The following is a 15,647-nucleotide window of genomic DNA, read 5'->3' on the forward strand; positions in this document are numbered from 1 at the left end:
TGCGAAAAAGATTAAATAAATTGACGCAAGCCGATCACGTCAGTTAGATTTTACGAAGGTCTACAATCGAATGAGATTGTGATCGCCATCGATGTTATAGAGCGATCGGCATCATGTTAATACGCACTCACGTCAGTAACAATGAGGCTTAACACAATAAACCCCGCAAAAGAGCAAATTAATCCAACTTGTTCAGGTGTGTTGCGATTTACTCGATCATTTAATTTTGCTATCAATTTTCTTAATGATGGCATGTCAACTCCGTATCAATATTTAAGGTGGAAGTCAGGTGTGATTGCTGCATGGTTCTTTCCTTATTATTTTCTGTCATCAAGAAGTAGAACGGGTTTAATTCTTCCAATGATATTCCCCCTCGGAATAGCACCGTAGTATCGACTATCAAAGCTACTGGTGGGTTTGTGGTCTGATATCACAAAGAAGGTATTGTCTGGCAGGGTAAAATTGTCTAGCTGCGGTAGTGGACGGTTGAATCCATCTTGTTGAAGCCGGTGCGTGTTGGGTAATCGTTGTTGATTAATATTAATGACATCGGTGAAGGTGACGCGCTCTCCGCCTATTCCTACAATGCGTTTGATGACAGGTTCAAATCCCCCGTTACACAGCCCAAACCGTAAATATTTCCGTTCTAATGCCATTTGAAGGGCGGGGTTATCTGGCGGGCAAAAGAGGATTAGCTCCCCTCGTCGATAATCACTCTTGCCTGTTAATTGGTACAAGCCTGTGGGGTAGGAGGTGCTTTCATTCCAGCGGAGGCCGATGGCATGAAAGATGAGAGCGATACTCACGAATAACCCCAATCCTATTAAGGTGCGTTTAATGATTGCCCTGCGATTACACGCTGTATCCTTGGTGGCCACAAACCGTTCGTGGATAAGGTTGCGCCATTTTTGTATTGCCATTTTGTTCTCCATGGGTAGGGTTCAATGTAAGGCTGCATGATAACGAAACATGATGCCGTCATAGTGGATCATGTAAATCAGCGCATAAAGACCGCCTATTATTGTGATTTCCATGAATGAGTCTGCTACTTTTTGAACTCTTGTTGCCAGGGCGAATGTAATAATAAAAAAGAGGAGGTAAATAGCGGTAATGGTTAATAGCCAAGCAATGAAGCTCATTGTTATGTTGTCCCTTTGTTTTATAGCAGGTATCAAAAAAGCCTGTTGAATGCAGATTCAATCAGGCTTTTGTATGTTGCGATAATGTTTTGTTGTAGTTAGGCTTTACGTCTTATGGCGACGGCTAATAACCCCAACAATCCCAACCAGCCAAGAGAACCACCGCCGCTACTGCCATTGTCAGGTTTTGGAACCGGCTTAGGGTCAGGGTCTGGTGCGCGGTTAATGGTAATGTCGTTACCATCCTCAAGCATCACTTTCCCTTCACCTGCACCACTTTTCAGTTCCAACGTACACATACCAAAGGGGGTAACAGCTCCATCCGTCACACAGGTTCCGCCTGTTACAGTGACATCACCAGTGGTCAGCGTTCCGTTGTTCTGACGGGTTGCCATATCGATATTGTTCACATGCAGCGATTGTACTTCAATGGTTTTATCGCCCGTGAACTTGAGCTCTGTGGCACTGTGCCAACGGTTTATGTTTTGTAGTAGCCAATTTTTAACAAAATGTAGGTTAACGCCATTTTGTTCATACAGTCCTGTTATTGGGTCGATTGAACCAGTAGCGCTATAGTTGACGCCAATTATTTTATTATCAGCGTTAGAAATTGGTGCCCCACTATCACCTGGTACAGAGTGCTCTAAGGGGTCGGAGTATGATATCCCCATGCCACCGTATACGGCATCTGTTATGTGACTCTTTGCTTGTCCTAATCGTGGAGTGTGGTCATCTTGACCAAATCCCATAAATGACACGTTATCCCCTAAATTAACGGTGCTAGCAGCATCGTTAAGGTCAGCAACAAAGAGTACCTTATCCATCGGAGCCGTACTGGGTAATGTCCAAAGGGCAACGTCAGCAAACTCTGATACAGGCAAACTAGGGTCATACAAGGTTTCACGATGAGTCGGCATCAAGCTTTCACTATTCGACAAGTTGACCTGACGAGGGAAAGGACTATCGACCGAATTTGCACAATGCCCTGCGAGCAACACATATTGACCACCTAACACGGTGCCAGTGCATTGTGATTCAATCAAATAAGGGTGGTCAGCCCATGATAGTGAAGTCCCTCCTTCAACGGCATAGGTCGGGGCGGTGAATGTACCGATAAGTGATAATGCCAATAGGCTTAAAGTGTGCTTTTTCATGGGCTTACTCTCCTTAGTTGATGTATTCAGTATGATCTCATTATGCAACAAGTCAACATTTTAAGTGTATTTATTTATACTTTATAATTATATGTGGCAAGCCTCTTAGTGCATCGACATAATGCTCGGCGCGGCTTTCATCTCTGGCGATTTGATGAATGCGAGATGGATTAGTAAACCCCCATCTTTCAGCCAGTAAGGAAGGTGTCCACCCCTTATCTTTATATATTTTTTTAAATTCTTTATTGGTGAGTTTAGGCATGTGACACTACTCCATAATAATTTATCATGGAGTAGTATATTACACATGTTAACGGCGAGCTATGTATTCCAGCAGGTAGCATCACCGAGGTTGTCAGAATTAGGACTCGCCGCTTTTAAATACCAATACCCCCCACTTTGATAAACACTGACGTCAATACCTTTCAGTCCTCGATGATAATACCCATACGCTCGACTTATCGTACAGATGTAACCATTGACGGGTTTAAGCCGTTTTGTACCATTTCTCACGCTGTATTGATAAACCGTGGTGTTTTGCCCGACTTCATTAGGTGGGTTGTTGTAATACCTCCATTGATTGTCAATTACAGATTGCGGAACACTGGGGTTTTGGCTGGCAAGCCATGCTGTGTCTCGCGCTACATCCGCCTCGGTGACTTTGGCCATCGCTGAGGCTGAGGTGACAATCGCGAGGATTATCAAAGCGTACTTTTTCATTATTTTCTCCGTTATGAGCTACTGCAATTAAGACGAACATTCAAGAACCCTGAATGCATTGGTTGCCATTTCCCTGTGGATTTAATTTTGGCGTTGTAATCGAGTCCGATAGTCCAACCTGTCCTGTGATTAACGGCATAGGGTTTAAAACCCGCGATACCGATGTATTCATAGCCTCTAGGGGCCATCGGCGCATTCAAACTGACATGAATTGTTTGCGTTAAACCCGCAGCGCATGACCACGATGATTTACTTACCCATGCATTGTGTTGCGCTAAAAACTCTTTCACCGTACCAAGCCCTAATTGTTGTTGCCGTCCGTCTTGGGTTTTTACCGTGACTTGTTTGGCATTGAGAATGGACTGATTACCCACATCCCATGCGGCGGTTAATGGCGTTTCGCCATTTTTTTGTAAAAACTCCTTATAGACTTGGGACAATAACGGATCGCCTATGACTATTTTTATATCGCCCGTGGTGGGGTGGGTAACAGCAAAAGGCAAGGTCTTTAATGCTGAGGCCCAAAGGGTTTGCTGCTCGCTCGGGATGGCCGATAATGGGATCGTTATCTCTGCTTTCGTCGGGTTTGCGGTAGTGACGGTGTAACCCAGTCGTTGGGTTGTCCACGGTACATTGTCGGGGCGGGTGCACAGCCGGTTGCTTTCATCGGCCAGTGAGCAATCCGGCCAAAATTGACCCGATGGACTCATGAGGCTTTCAAGGTTAGCTGGCCATACGGCCGCCGTAGCAGGGTCTTGGTTTTGTGTCGTCACTTGGTAATATTGATATTGTTGTAGCTGGGTAATAACACGCTCGATATGCGCCGCATAATCTTGTGCGTATTTCCAGTTGGTATAGCCGTTCATGGCACGTATCACAAACGTGGAGATAATGCCTAAAACAGCCAAGACAATGATGAGCTCAATCAAACTGAACCCGTGTTGTTTACGTTTCATTAATAGCATCCTGTTGTGGGGTCAATATTCATTCGCCCGAACTGAGAATCTATCGGGGAGATAGGCTCAATCACGGTGATGCGGTTAGCGGTTGCCCTGACCCAAACAGCCCTATTTTTTAGCCCATTGCTGATGCGATTCGCCTCCATGTCTGATTCTGTATCGAATGAGATCGTTAAGCGCGTGGCGAGGTGAGGGATGTTGGGGCTCTGGTCGATATTGACGTTAAGTAACGGTAGCGTGAGCATAATGTCACTGGGTAACTGATAACGATTAATCAGTTGGTTGACGTTAACCGTCGGTGCGGTTCGGCATTGGGTTTGTTGCCAATGTTCGCTTAATGCAAGGTGCAAGCTGCGTAATGTTTGATTGACAGCATCCTGTAATTCAACATGTTGTTGCACCCGTGTATTGACACGAAGCAGAGCAGGGGTTGTTGTCGCGAGGATAACCCCCGCGACAGCCAATACCAGCACCAGATTAACGAGGGTTAATCCATGCTGTTTTTTCATGTTAGCGTATCAACGTGACGTTTTGCCCTGCGACCGTGATTGTTGCACAACCACTGGCAAGGCGGCAGTTGTCAAACGACAGTGCGGCGAGGTCATTCGCCACGACCGTGACATAATCAGGGTCGATGTCTGTGATCCCAATTTTTACGCGGGAGGTATTGGTATCGACCGCTAAGGTATAATCCCCGCCGTAGGGGTTAGCATTCACGCCATCAAGCGCAGTGCCACAAATCTCTTTGGTTAAATAGTTGCTCCCTGCTTTACAGAGTTCATTCATTGAAATGCCGGACTTATTATTCCCTCCCCATCCTGATGCACCGGCAATCAGGACACCGACATCTGTTTTCACTACGCCATTTCTTGCCCCGCTCATCGACTTGTTATAGAGCCCAACAATGGCGGTTAGCACAAAGGCCGCTGCAATCATCCAGAAGATGAAATTTTCCAAACTGGCCCCCGCTTGTTTGTTGTTAAAAACCCGTTGATGGGCGTTTTTTTTCTGGCCAATCAGCGTGTCATTGTCAGTCAGTGATGTCTCGTTGTTGTTTAGGTGGTGTGTCATGAAAATAGTCCTTAAAGATTAACAGTCGATAAAAGTTGAGCCATAGCGGTTCCCATTAACCCTCCTAATAGGAGGGCTACCAGTAATAAACCGACTTTGGGTAAAATGTCCGACATCACCGCGAAACGGTGTTTGACGTCAGCCTGATGGGCGAGGGCACTTTTTAAAAGCAGCGGAGCATAGCTGCCGTGGCTACCCAATATTTTTAATGCCCCAAGTTCAAACGGCAGGAGGAGTCCTGTATCGAGGATGTCACCCAGATTCATTTTTCCGACCCGTTGATCTCGCATTTGTTGTGCATGAAAACGCTCATAGGGCGAGCCAGACGTTTCGATAGCTTTTAAAGCATCATCCAACTTGATGCCACAAGCGAGTAAGTTACCGAGGGTATTCAATACGCTAGCAGCAGTGGCAATCTTGTAGACAGCGAATACTGGCAGTGAATCGAGGTGTCGGCGTAGAGGGCCAGTGAGTGTCGGAAGGGCAAGGGTGATGAGGAAGATAAAAAGAAGGAGTCCAAGGGCTATGGCGATGCCATAGGTAGAGACAATGTCATTGAGCGTTTGCCCTATCCCCCCCTTTTCTTTCATGCTGTCCAAAATGCTATCAGACACGTACAGCCCCAAACCGCCAGCGACTATCATCAACGCAAAGGGAAACCACAAGAGCTTGATGATGCTCAGCATAATGTTTTGCCCGCCTTGCAGTTGATTGATACCGGCGGTTAATCCGGCTTGCCTGTCTCCGGCTTGTTCAGCAAACGCGATAGCGTTAACAATATGAGGCGGATACCAATCCATGAGCACATCAGTAAAGTGCTCTCCCCTGGTGGGAGCATCCTTGCCAGCCTGTCCTATTTCCTTTGTTGTGCTGGTCCCATTCTCAATCAACGCATCACAGAACTGGCGGGTACTCAGTCCGTATTCATCACAGTGTTTCCATTGCGCTAATAACGTAATTTGGTCTTGTTGCGAGAACAATAATTGCGTGAGTGATTTCACAGCTCCTCCTGCATTTCCCGATAAATCGCGGTGACATCGACAGGCAGTAAATCGTTGATTTGCTCAGAAGCCGAGGCGATATCAACGATCCCTTTCCTGATCCTTGAAAGCGCATGATCACGAATATCAGGCCAGCCTTTTTGTTTTAAAAAATGCTTCCAGCCCAGATAATCTTGTTTGGCAATAAACCGACGGTCTTCATCATCGAGCACAATAATTTCCATGACGACGACCCGTCCATTTTCTCCTTTTTGATGACACTTATCACAACCGTCAGGGTGTTTGATTTTGACGGTCTCTACATCGTTTGGCAGTAACTGTTCAAGATGCAGCGCCTTTTCTCGCGTGTCCTCCCGTTCACGAGCCTTAGCGTGCGATAACGCACAGTCAGGGCATAATTTTCTGACTAATTTTTGATGCACGAACAACCGCATCAAATCAGGGGAAGAGACTATCGCGGGTGAGATACCCATTTGTTCAATGAAGGTTTGCGCGATACCCACCGCGGAATTGGTGTGCATAGTAGTAATGGCCAATCCTCCTGTTTCTGCCTTACGACAAAATTCTTTTGCCGCCGCATGATCCCGAAGCTCCCCAAACGGCGCAACATCCACATCGTGGCGAAGTTGCTCTTTGGCATAAAACGCATAATCTTTATAGACGCCGGAGCCGAGTTTTGTTTCGGTTTGGGGTTCAACGGCGGTTTTACAAATACCTTTTTGATTAAATTCCACGGGATCTTCCAGCGCGTGGATTGAGCGTGCCGTACTGTCGATAGTATCGAGTAGGGCATATATCAAGGAGGACTTCCCGCTCCCCATTGGCCCTGTGACGGCAATGGCTCCACCGCGCTGCTGTACGGCTCGAATAAGCTGTGCCAGATAAGACTGTGGCAAGTCCATGTCTTTGAGCAGCAGCGGTTTATCCCGCGGTGTCAGGCAGCGCATCGTCAGTTTGACACCACGGTCAAGTGGCATGAGGGCGGCTCGCCATTCAAATATTTTAGGTTCGAGTACGGCACGACCTTCTGCGTCTGCTTCCTCGGCTTCCCACACTAAGTTCACCTCGAAACTGTCATTGGCTGGCTCGCGTTCATTCACGTCTTGATTCCCTAACGTGCTGAAGACGTAAGACGCCAAATCAAGGCCTTTCTTGCGATTTTGCCGCAAGGCACTTTGCCCGTCAGCAAAGTGAGTCAGCACTTCCCGCTTACCATCGACCCGAATTAAGTACCGCGTCTCTTTGCGATAGATTTCAACATGAATATCACTGGCCCCCAGATTGACACCCGCTTGGCACAATGCCACGAGGTGTTGCCCAAGCTCGGTATCATCTTTCTGTTCGGGGGATGAGAGGGTGTGAGTCAGGGTTTCTAATAACCCCTCAATATCTTCAATGGCAACGGGGGTGATCACCAAGGGTTTGCCCGCCCTGCTAGGCAGGGCTTGTACATAATTGATGATGTCATCGAGTTTGGTTGACTTGGGATTGGCATTCAAAATCTCACCGGATCCTGTCACACAGGTATAACCGTCATCCAAACACAAAGGGATGAGCTGTTTATCGAGCAGTAGCGTGTAAGACATGATTATTCTCCTGTTAACCAGCGTGTTTGTTTACCTTGTGTCAATCTCACGCCCTTGTTTGAAATACGCGTGACTTTCACCCCGTGTATGACAGAGCCGAGCTTGATGCTTAACGGGGCGTTATCATCGATAGAGAGAAAGGCCGTAATGTGATTGTCACTCGTGACAAGACCGCGCAGTTGTAAGCGGTCCAACATGCCTCCCATATTGCTGTCGCGGCTTATTTGCGTGTCCTCGCTTAATACCGTGATGTTAGGCACCGCGTAAGGGGTAGATCTTATTGTTGCTCGTGCTGTCAATTCTGCAATTTGAGCATCCAATGTTTTTTGGGTGATCAAATTGCTTTTCCTCATCACATCCATGGCTTGCGAATTCAGGCTGATAACGACAGGAGCCTGAACCGCAGGGGCCGCTATCGGCTGTAATGCAAGTGAGGCGGGCGTTGTTAGAGGGGGCGGACTCGCATCCTGATGGTTTGAAATGATGGGAGCGGTTTTGGGTGGAAAAAATAAATAAGGCACGATGAGGGTGAGCATGACGACACCGACAATCCCTAAGATTATCCACTTCGCGTATTTTTTCATGGGGTTTCTCCGGTAAAAGCTAATGACAGTTCAGTGGCGTATCGCCCCAATGGTTGGGTGGGGGTCAACGTCAGTGACGAAATGGAAATGGGTTGCATGGCGACGGTGTCAATTAACGTGGCAATGTCGGTCAACATGGCCGTTTTTGTTAATGACCATTGGATAGACGTTGAAACACGGTGGTCGGTATGGATCACATCGCGAACCGTCCAGCCTAACGTGGTTTGTGCATCGAATAAGCGCGTGGTTGATTGGCCGACGGGCATTATCGTGTCGCGCCATGTACTCAGCGTGGCACTCAACGGTATGCGAATAGTCAACGTATCGATCGTCACCGTCGAAAATGGCGTGAGCGCGGTTTGTTGCTGCAACCATTGCTTAATCACCGCCTGCGTTCCCGAGGGTGAACGGTTTGCGGTGAGCGTCAGGTTATCGCCTTGCAATGAAATGGTGTCCAGTGGCCACCCCGTTGGCAATAAAAGCCCATACGCCCCCAGAGCGACGGTATTTTGCAATATCTCTTTGGCTGATAATGCTTGACTGACCGATGTGCGGTAAGCCAAATACGGGTCGAGGGGGGACACAGGAGACTCAGGCAGCGGTTGAGGGCGCAACAGCGCATAACCGCCGCCACACATCGCCAGAAGAACCGCACCTACCATCACGGCCCGCCACCTAACGGTTGAGACGGGTTTTAAGGCAAACGGGGCATATTCAGCCTCGGCCAGTGGGGCCAGCGGGGTTGCGGTGGGACAATCACCGTATTGCCCGAGGGTTGATTCGGGCAGATTGACTAAAAATACACGGTCACTGCGTAGCAGTAAGACGGTATCGAGTTGATTGACCTCGCAAGTGATCGCTTTTTTGACGTCGCCGCCACTGACGAACATAAAAAAGACAGTGTGATCATTGAGTGCTTCAACAAGACACCACGCATCTTCCTGTCTGCCGATTTTTTTTAACCATGCTTCTGCCAGTGCCGTGGCGGGCTCATCACTGGTATACAAGGAAATGCTTCCCCCTCTGGTGACGCTATAGGCATACTTGGCAGGGTGGTCTCGCTGTAATTTTTCTTTATTGGTGTGGGTCGAACTGGCTTTACATAAAGCGGCTATGTTCACTGGACTCTCCTTGGGGTCAATAAGATAAGCGTTTCAACCGTTTGATTATTGGTTGATTGCATGCCCAAGCCGTCAATACCAAATGACGTACTTTTGTTTGCCCCTGTGGTTTGCTGCTTAATCGAACCAATCACCACGGTTTGGCCATAGCGCAATTTGTTGGTGAAATTCAAATCGGCACTGCGTGTCGAAATAAATCGCAAGGCGACATCAGCCACTTTTTCCGTTGTGTCACTGGCGATTTTGGTTAACTTTCCGGCGGTACGTAACCACACAAACCCTTTTTGCACATTGGCAGAAATAGTCATGTCTACCCCTTCGGTCACAGAGCCTCGGGTCGTTGTTGGGGTCGTGGTGTTATCGGTTATCACCGTCGAAAAATCTTCGAGGAAGGGGGTCACTAACGTCTGAGATATACGGGCTGGCTGGCTACTCAGGGTGCGAAAGCTGATCGGGGTTTCTGTCGATACCGTGCCTTGTTGTTCAAGGGCTTTAATGAACGCGGTGGTGCCGTCCCACTTGCCTGTTCCTGTAAAGGCCAACCCTGCGGGATTGCCTGCCGATGACGTCGTTGTGCCTGGTATTAAAAATTTCAGTGTCCCGTCGCCGACCTCTTTCAATATTTGCCAATCCACCCCACGGTCTTTTCCAAGGTTTGACCGAAATTCAAGAATGCGGATATCAATCAATACTTGCTTATTGAGTTCTGATTGATAGCTATCAATAAGGGCTTGAACTTGTCGCATTCGCACTGGCGTGGTTCTGACTGTCAGCCCTGACATGGACGGCACGGGCTGAACGTCACCAATGAGCTCTCCGTCTTCATCGTCAGATTTCAATACAACTTTGACGGCCTCACTGATTTCGGTAAACACATCTTTGTCTTTGTACGTGACGCTGATGAACTGCCCTTCGACTTTGGCTTCGTCATCTTTGCCCTTTGATTGCCCTTGTGATCCTTGCTGCGCGGAATACGCGCCTGTCGGCAACTGAATAATGAATGTTTTTGATAGATAACGTTGGACAACGATTTTTTTCTCTGACGGTGTAAAGGCATACCCTGTCTGGCTCGACAACACATTCAGAATGTTTTGTCGGGTGGTATGAAGGTCAACACTGACCGTGGTATTGGGTTGAACATCATTATCAAACCGTATTTCAGTTTGTGTCCCTGCCATCACGGCGGTTAATGCGGTCACTAACGGGACGCGAGTCAGTCTTTGCACATTCACTGTTTGGTCTAACCATGCAATGCGGTTTTCAGCATCGATAGGGTTCGCGTTCACTGGCGGGCGGGAAATACTGACCACATTGTTGAGTGTCCCTGTGGGCCTGAGTGTTTCTATGTGTGCTTGTACCTTGTCGGCATCGGCTTTATTGTCGATGAAGTCTTGTGATACACACCCAGCCAACCCTGTGATGATACTGGTCAGAAGCACCATTTTTTTGATTATGTGGTTCATTATTCTTTCTCCATAATGAAAATGTTCTTTGTGCCATAGAGCAGTTGTGCTTGGACGGGGTAGCCGTCCAAGACCGTGTTTAAGGCAAAAGCAAAATCCCCACGCGGGGACACAATGGGATAGGGTGCAGCCAACTGAAAATTATCCGGTGACATCCAGCTACCGCCTTGGATTGTCGTACCGTCTTTCCATGACCAGCCAAAATCGGTCGTTAGGTTATGGACCGCATTTTTAAGTGTTGCGCCATGCACCCAGTTCAATTCAACGTTGCTATCAAGCGTATGAATGGCCGCCAACCCCTTCATGGGGTTATGGGTAAAATGTAATGGGGTATCGAGTTGCTTACCTAAAGTGGTGACGACCTGTGACAACGAGCCCTTAAACACTTCACCGTTAGGTGAGATTTCCTCCAATGCCTTGATGGCAGCCGGAGGGAGTGACCACGCCACGCGGGTCAGTTTGTCTTTGGCGACCCATTGGCGCAGCGCCGTCATGTATGACTGACCTTTCGTGACCACATACTGCGGTTGTACAAGCTTTTTTGTGGGTGTTTGATAAGCCGTGGACTGTTTCGCTTGTTGAGGTTTAACTGCGATCTTTGCGGGCGCTTTTTTTGAACCCGCTATCGCCGCTTCTACCAAGGATAACGGTGCGTTAGATGACTCACTCTCAATGACAAAGGGATCGCCTTGTTCGATGGATGAGTACGTCGCGAGAGGAGGAGTCACCATGGTCGGCAGTTGTGAAATTACAATGCGTTCCTGACCATCAACGGTTTGCCATTTTGCGTGTGGGGCTGCAATGGCACACGTTGAGATCATCCCACACAGCGCAATGCTTGAGATTCTTTTCATAAATAACTCAATTTGGTTATAAAGCATGATGTGATGAAGAGGCTCACCACCCAATGACATGCACTCAGAGCGTGTGGACATGGGGATAACGCTGCGCGTTAACACACGATGACCACACAAAAGCGCAAATTTTTCTTTTTTTATTACGAATGGTAAGGCGGTAAGATCACGTCTTTGGTCAACATGATGTTGAATTCATAACCATTGGGAATGGTGATGGTCGGTTGAACATTGAGGTTTTTTTGGATCAGTTGATTGCCCGTTTGTGAAAACTGCTGCACCACGCCATTGGCCACATCTTCTCCTGTGCTGTTTTCTTCTGAGTTGCCGTCACTGACTGCCGCCTGTGTGCCGCCCGATATCATGCCTAACATCAGCGCATTGCCAAATATTCGCCAATAGTGATGGTCAACATCGCCGGTAAACCCGTTTTGCCCTGACACATCCACCCCGTCCATGCCACCAAGGTTTAACACCGATGCATCCGGAAAGTTAACCCGCGTCCAGACAACCGGCAATCGGTCTTGCCCGTACCCGACACGACTGTCATAGGTGCCGACCAGCTTTGCGCCTTGTGGCAGTAACACGGTACTGCCTGTCGCACTGTCAAACACCGTCTGACTGATTTGTGCAATGATTTGCCCTGGAATGTCTGAGTTAATCGCCCCCACCAAACTGGCCGGAATGAGTGTGCCGACTTTCAATTCATACGGACTGAGAGGGGCTTGGCGTCCTTCGGTTAAATAATCATGACGGCGGTCTTGCTGGCGAAACGCTAGCTTTTCCGCTTGACCAGAACCACTGTTGCCCCCTTGCTGTGGTGCCAGGGCGTCTTGCGTCCCGTAAAGCTGTGCCTGAATATCTGCCACATTTTCTTTAGCACGGCGATACACTGCATCTTGCTCGGCATCCTCTCGCCCAGATGAGGACGGGGCGCTCGCTAATGACGGGGCGGTGACGGAAACCGGTGCCCGCAAGGCGGCGAGTAAAGTCTGGTTCCTGTTTTTTTGAATGGCTAACCATTCTTGCTCAAGCGCCTCTTCCAAGGCGGTTTTAACCGGTGGGGCCAAGGCCTGTTTATCTTTATAGGCTTGTTCCTCTTGAGCGACACGATCATCAATCACGGTTGTATCGGGCGGGGCCGTGTTTAAGGCGGCGGCCAATCCTGCTCGACTATCGGTCACGGTGTTTGTGACAACCTCGGTATTATCTGTCACGCGATGCTGACCTTTGGAGGCGATGACGTATAACACGATACACAAAATGGCGATAACCACGACAGCCAGCACGCCGATGACCTGTTTTTTAACCCGTGATGATGAATACCCTTTCGATGGGTCTTGTTTGACCGTCACGGTATTGGGTGAGTTATCACTCATACGTCCCCCCAAATGCCGTTCTGCTGGGTAACGGGATCAATTGATTATTACTGATGGCCCAAATACGCGAAAAATGTCGTCCGTCATTAAACGATGCGGTCATGTAAAACTGGGTAGGGTTCAATGCCGTCAGGTGATAGTGCATATTAAGGTAAGTATCAGGGTTGTTAACTGAGACACCAATCCCCATTTGACGCAGGGTGCTAATCAAAGTGGTGGCAAAGGCACTGTTGTCATGGTTGATGTTGACGATGCGTTTTGCGCTATCCGTTTTTCGCAGAAAGCGGGCGACATCCGAAGCGATAACCCGTGATTCCGACGGGGTTAAGATCACGTCATTGTAATTGCCGTATTCGTCAGGCTGATAACTGGCACAGCCTGACAACAACAAGAGCAGCCCCATTATGATGGTCTTCATGATTTATCCCTTGTGCTTTATCAGAACAGATTGTTGGTATTTTCCCGCCCCGATCACCAAGACAATTTCTTTTGGCAGCCCATCCACAATGAACTTGCCTTGGTTGTAGCGGTAATTGATTAATTCGCGTCGTCCCGCATTGACCACAAGCAGCGAGGGCAGTTTGCCTGTGGCCACACTGCGGGGCATTTCCAAAATGGTTTTGATGCTGTTGTTGTAGACCCGTATCGGCGTAAACGCGGCTTGGCCATCAACACCATAATTGAAATCCAAATTGTCGATATTCAGCCCGTTTCCCAATTGTTTTTCTGCTGTCGCACTGGCTTGTTTGGCATAGAGGGACGAGAGTGCGGTGTTAATGGTCTCAGGGTAATCAAATCGGACGACGGGCATCCAGTCCGATTGCCGACTAACCAGCTTGAACATGTACGAACGGCGGTTAGTGGTGAGCATCAAGGAGGTTTCTAGCCCGACATCGGACGGTTTGACGATGATGTGGGTGACGGCATTACTGCCTGAGCCTGACAAGGTCGGGGTGATGGTCCAGCGCACGGAATCCCCGACATTGATACCGGTTTTGACCAACTGCTCGCCAGGCTCTAATTGGATATCACAGGTTTTCAGCGGTGAGCACACCACTGACGGCAGGGAGGCGCCGTAGTAATACACCACCGCCCCGTCAGGGGCGGTAATGGGTTGGATGTTGCCGTTTATCCATTTTTGAGCCAGTTGTACCCCTGACCGCTCACTGGCGGTGAGTCCTTGTTCTTGTCCGAACAACGACAAGGCATTGGGCGGGGTGGATGTCAACGCGGGCACGGTGGCCGCCTGAGAGAAAAAAGCCACGCCCCAGAGTGCGGGCAACCATCTTTTCATTATCTGTTCTCCTTAGCGCACTTCAACGTCGTTGAAGGTGCGGATGAAAAAGCCCAACGGGTTAGTATTGAGGGCGGCTTGGGTGGTCGGTACGTGTGTGACGGTGTTGAGGGTTGCTTTATAGCGCTTGAAATAGGTGGCTTTACCACTGCGTGCCGTCACGGTTTCCTTCCATTCGGCCTGATAGGTGTCGGTTGATAATGGTAATACCGTGAGCACTTCCACCTTCACCAATTCTGTTTCGGCGCGGGCAAAGGGGCTTTGTTGCTTAAAATGCGCATTGGCTTGTAAATAGGCGGGGGAATCATTTTGCATCATGGCATACGCCTTGATGATGGCACTTTTTTGTGCCGAGACATCCACCATGACATTGCGCATATTTTCAATGAAGCCGGTGAGGGCCTTGACCTGCAAGGCATTCAGTTGTCCTGGTGGTAAGCGAGACATTTTCCCTGTCGCCATGACCTCGCCATTGTTTATTGCCACGGCATACGGTTCAATTTTGGATTGACTGCCGATATAAATCACCCCGCCGACCGACAAGGCTGTGATGGCCAGCGCAGCAAAAAATGCCAGCTTCCAAACATGGGCTTGATGGATAACCGAGCCCATGCGTTCGTCCCATTCATGCCGCCCCCGTTGATAGAGCAAGGACAGTTCATCGGTGTGTTGTGTGTTCATGTGCGGCTTCCTCGCGGTTATCGGCATCGTTTTCTCGCTCATACTCGTCGCGTGCATCGAGTTGATCGTAATAATCATCAAGATCACTCTCTAGCCTGCCAAAACAAGCATTATCGGCATCCTCTTCAGAGGTCACTATGGAGTGGGGTATCGGTGTTTTGGGTGGCATGACGCTTTCCTTATTCAGTAAAAAACGGGGACGGTTAGTGTTTGTCGTTTGCCCTGCTGTTGGCCATGGCCTGCCAGGCGGCTTCATCGGTACTGACCGTTGAGGTGTTGGGTGATGAGGTCGAGGTTGACGGTGCGTTTTGTTGGGCGTTCAGGTTGTTGAGCACGTCTTGGTGTTGATTGGTCGGGGTACTGGCCATGCTGGCCACATCCCGCATGGCGCGCCCCACCGGTGATTGTTGTGCAAGGAGATTCAAGCCGGCTTTTCCGACGCTGGCGGCGACCTTTCCAGAGCCAGACAGCGCCTTGCCTGCCCCCGTGGCGCCTTTCATGGCCATTTTCCCTGCCCCCGAGGTGGGTGAAAAACGGGACAGGGCACTTTTGACGCCGTCCATGACCTTGCCGCCCCCGACCTTCCCTGCGAGACTGCCAATGCCGCCTTTCATGGCGCCGACTGCGCCTGTCCCCAGTAA

General features: G+C 49.0%; 20 protein-coding genes. All 20 read right to left on the bottom strand.

From position 1 onward, the window contains the following. Window positions 1-317: 317 nt before the first annotated feature. The gene (gene traF, locus C9J12_RS28665) at window positions 318-932 is read right to left on the bottom strand and encodes a conjugative transfer signal peptidase TraF (protein ID WP_107246624.1); all 615 of its coding nucleotides are present in this window, start codon (window positions 930-932) and stop codon (window positions 318-320) included. A 9-nt stretch (window positions 933-941) separates the two neighbouring features. Beyond that, the gene (locus tag C9J12_RS28670; RefSeq protein WP_107246626.1) at window positions 942-1,139 is read right to left on the bottom strand and encodes a hypothetical protein; all 198 of its coding nucleotides are present in this window, start codon (window positions 1,137-1,139) and stop codon (window positions 942-944) included. Window positions 1,140-1,237: 98 nt separating this feature from the next. Beyond that, the gene (locus C9J12_RS28675; protein WP_107246630.1) at window positions 1,238-2,293 is read right to left on the bottom strand and encodes a trypsin-like serine protease; all 1,056 of its coding nucleotides are present in this window, start codon (window positions 2,291-2,293) and stop codon (window positions 1,238-1,240) included. Between the two features lie 70 nt (window positions 2,294-2,363). Continuing rightward, complete coding sequence (locus tag C9J12_RS28680; RefSeq protein WP_107246632.1) at window positions 2,364-2,555, bottom strand: hypothetical protein; 192 nt, start codon at window positions 2,553-2,555, stop codon at window positions 2,364-2,366. 59 nt (window positions 2,556-2,614) lie between these two features. After that, window positions 2,615-3,013, bottom strand: a complete 399-nt coding sequence (locus C9J12_RS28685) for a hypothetical protein (protein ID WP_107246635.1) — start codon at window positions 3,011-3,013, stop codon at window positions 2,615-2,617. Between the two features lie 11 nt (window positions 3,014-3,024). Beyond that, entirely contained in the window at window positions 3,025-3,969 is a 945-nt protein-coding gene (locus C9J12_RS28690) for a type II secretion system protein (RefSeq protein WP_107246637.1), read from the bottom strand. Further along, window positions 3,969-4,481 (bottom strand): hypothetical protein, encoded by a 513-nt coding sequence (locus C9J12_RS28695; protein ID WP_107246640.1) that lies wholly within the window; start codon window positions 4,479-4,481, stop codon window positions 3,969-3,971. The genes C9J12_RS28690 and C9J12_RS28695 overlap by 1 nt, the downstream gene beginning before the upstream one ends. A gap of 1 nt (window position 4,482) precedes the next feature. Beyond that, entirely contained in the window at window positions 4,483-5,043 is a 561-nt protein-coding gene (locus C9J12_RS28700) for a hypothetical protein (RefSeq protein ID WP_107246642.1), read from the bottom strand. 11 nt (window positions 5,044-5,054) lie between these two features. Continuing rightward, a complete protein-coding gene (locus C9J12_RS28705) occupies window positions 5,055-6,044 on the bottom strand; it encodes a hypothetical protein (protein WP_107246644.1) in 990 nt (329 codons plus the stop codon). Then, window positions 6,041-7,630, bottom strand: a complete 1,590-nt coding sequence (locus tag C9J12_RS28710) for a GspE/PulE family protein (protein WP_107246647.1) — start codon at window positions 7,628-7,630, stop codon at window positions 6,041-6,043. The genes C9J12_RS28705 and C9J12_RS28710 overlap by 4 nt, the downstream gene beginning before the upstream one ends. Before the next feature lie 2 nt (window positions 7,631-7,632). Further along, window positions 7,633-8,214, bottom strand: a complete 582-nt coding sequence (locus C9J12_RS28715; protein ID WP_107246650.1) for a hypothetical protein — start codon at window positions 8,212-8,214, stop codon at window positions 7,633-7,635. Then, a complete protein-coding gene (locus C9J12_RS28720) occupies window positions 8,211-9,335 on the bottom strand; it encodes a hypothetical protein (protein ID WP_107246652.1) in 1,125 nt (374 codons plus the stop codon). The genes C9J12_RS28715 and C9J12_RS28720 overlap by 4 nt, the downstream gene beginning before the upstream one ends. Continuing rightward, entirely contained in the window at window positions 9,332-10,798 is a 1,467-nt protein-coding gene (locus C9J12_RS28725; protein ID WP_107246655.1) for a type II and III secretion system protein, read from the bottom strand. The genes C9J12_RS28720 and C9J12_RS28725 overlap by 4 nt, the downstream gene beginning before the upstream one ends. After that, entirely contained in the window at window positions 10,798-11,652 is an 855-nt protein-coding gene (locus tag C9J12_RS28730) for a hypothetical protein (protein WP_146150129.1), read from the bottom strand. Before C9J12_RS28730 ends, C9J12_RS28725 begins: the two co-directional genes overlap by 1 nt. A gap of 143 nt (window positions 11,653-11,795) precedes the next feature. After that, window positions 11,796-13,031 (bottom strand): TrbI/VirB10 family protein, encoded by a 1,236-nt coding sequence (locus C9J12_RS28735; protein WP_107246660.1) that lies wholly within the window; start codon window positions 13,029-13,031, stop codon window positions 11,796-11,798. Then, window positions 13,024-13,449: a hypothetical protein gene (locus C9J12_RS28740; RefSeq protein WP_107246663.1), complete on the bottom strand. Its 426-nt coding sequence runs from the start codon at window positions 13,447-13,449 to the stop codon at window positions 13,024-13,026. Before C9J12_RS28740 ends, C9J12_RS28735 begins: the two co-directional genes overlap by 8 nt. 3 nt (window positions 13,450-13,452) lie before the next feature. Beyond that, window positions 13,453-14,325 (bottom strand): P-type conjugative transfer protein TrbG, encoded by an 873-nt coding sequence (gene trbG, locus C9J12_RS28745; RefSeq protein ID WP_107246666.1) that lies wholly within the window; start codon window positions 14,323-14,325, stop codon window positions 13,453-13,455. A gap of 12 nt (window positions 14,326-14,337) precedes the next feature. Continuing rightward, window positions 14,338-15,006, bottom strand: coding sequence for a type IV secretion system protein (locus tag C9J12_RS28750; RefSeq protein WP_107246669.1), 669 nt, complete (start codon window positions 15,004-15,006; stop codon window positions 14,338-14,340). After that, window positions 14,984-15,175 carry a hypothetical protein gene (locus tag C9J12_RS28755; protein WP_107246671.1) on the bottom strand — a complete coding sequence of 64 codons (192 nt, stop codon included), beginning with the start codon at window positions 15,173-15,175 and terminating at the stop codon, window positions 14,984-14,986. The genes C9J12_RS28750 and C9J12_RS28755 overlap by 23 nt, the downstream gene beginning before the upstream one ends. A 34-nt stretch (window positions 15,176-15,209) precedes the next feature. Beyond that, window positions 15,210-15,647, bottom strand: a 438-nt coding sequence (locus tag C9J12_RS28760; protein WP_407675709.1) for a hypothetical protein, incomplete at its 5' end; no start/stop codon positions are given.

This window comes from Photobacterium frigidiphilum (assembly GCF_003025615.1).
GTDB lineage: Bacteria > Pseudomonadota > Gammaproteobacteria > Enterobacterales > Vibrionaceae > Photobacterium > Photobacterium frigidiphilum.

What these genes read in the sequence shown, in the direction of transcription:
- traF (WP_107246624.1), bottom strand. Translation starts at nt 932, where the DNA reads ATGGAGAACAAAATGGCAATACAAAAATGGCGCAACCTTATCCACGAA.
- C9J12_RS28710 (WP_107246647.1), bottom strand. Translation starts at nt 7,630, where the DNA reads ATGTCTTACACGCTACTGCTCGATAAACAGCTCATCCCTTTGTGTTTG.
- C9J12_RS28695 (WP_107246640.1), bottom strand. Translation starts at nt 4,481, where the DNA reads ATGAAAAAACAGCATGGATTAACCCTCGTTAATCTGGTGCTGGTATTG.
- C9J12_RS28680 (WP_107246632.1), bottom strand. Translation starts at nt 2,555, where the DNA reads ATGCCTAAACTCACCAATAAAGAATTTAAAAAAATATATAAAGATAAG.
- C9J12_RS28735 (WP_107246660.1), bottom strand. Translation starts at nt 13,031, where the DNA reads ATGAGTGATAACTCACCCAATACCGTGACGGTCAAACAAGACCCATCG.
- C9J12_RS28700 (WP_107246642.1), bottom strand. Translation starts at nt 5,043, where the DNA reads ATGACACACCACCTAAACAACAACGAGACATCACTGACTGACAATGAC.
- C9J12_RS28725 (WP_107246655.1), bottom strand. Translation starts at nt 10,798, where the DNA reads ATGAACCACATAATCAAAAAAATGGTGCTTCTGACCAGTATCATCACA.
- trbG (WP_107246666.1), bottom strand. Translation starts at nt 14,325, where the DNA reads ATGAAAAGATGGTTGCCCGCACTCTGGGGCGTGGCTTTTTTCTCTCAG.
- C9J12_RS28730 (WP_146150129.1), bottom strand. Translation starts at nt 11,652, where the DNA reads ATGAAAAGAATCTCAAGCATTGCGCTGTGTGGGATGATCTCAACGTGT.
- C9J12_RS28675 (WP_107246630.1), bottom strand. Translation starts at nt 2,293, where the DNA reads ATGAAAAAGCACACTTTAAGCCTATTGGCATTATCACTTATCGGTACA.
- C9J12_RS28715 (WP_107246650.1), bottom strand. Translation starts at nt 8,214, where the DNA reads ATGAAAAAATACGCGAAGTGGATAATCTTAGGGATTGTCGGTGTCGTC.
- C9J12_RS28755 (WP_107246671.1), bottom strand. Translation starts at nt 15,175, where the DNA reads ATGCCACCCAAAACACCGATACCCCACTCCATAGTGACCTCTGAAGAG.
- C9J12_RS28685 (WP_107246635.1), bottom strand. Translation starts at nt 3,013, where the DNA reads ATGAAAAAGTACGCTTTGATAATCCTCGCGATTGTCACCTCAGCCTCA.
- C9J12_RS28690 (WP_107246637.1), bottom strand. Translation starts at nt 3,969, where the DNA reads ATGAAACGTAAACAACACGGGTTCAGTTTGATTGAGCTCATCATTGTC.
- C9J12_RS28670 (WP_107246626.1), bottom strand. Translation starts at nt 1,139, where the DNA reads ATGAGCTTCATTGCTTGGCTATTAACCATTACCGCTATTTACCTCCTC.
- C9J12_RS28750 (WP_107246669.1), bottom strand. Translation starts at nt 15,006, where the DNA reads ATGAACACACAACACACCGATGAACTGTCCTTGCTCTATCAACGGGGG.
- C9J12_RS28740 (WP_107246663.1), bottom strand. Translation starts at nt 13,449, where the DNA reads ATGAAGACCATCATAATGGGGCTGCTCTTGTTGTTGTCAGGCTGTGCC.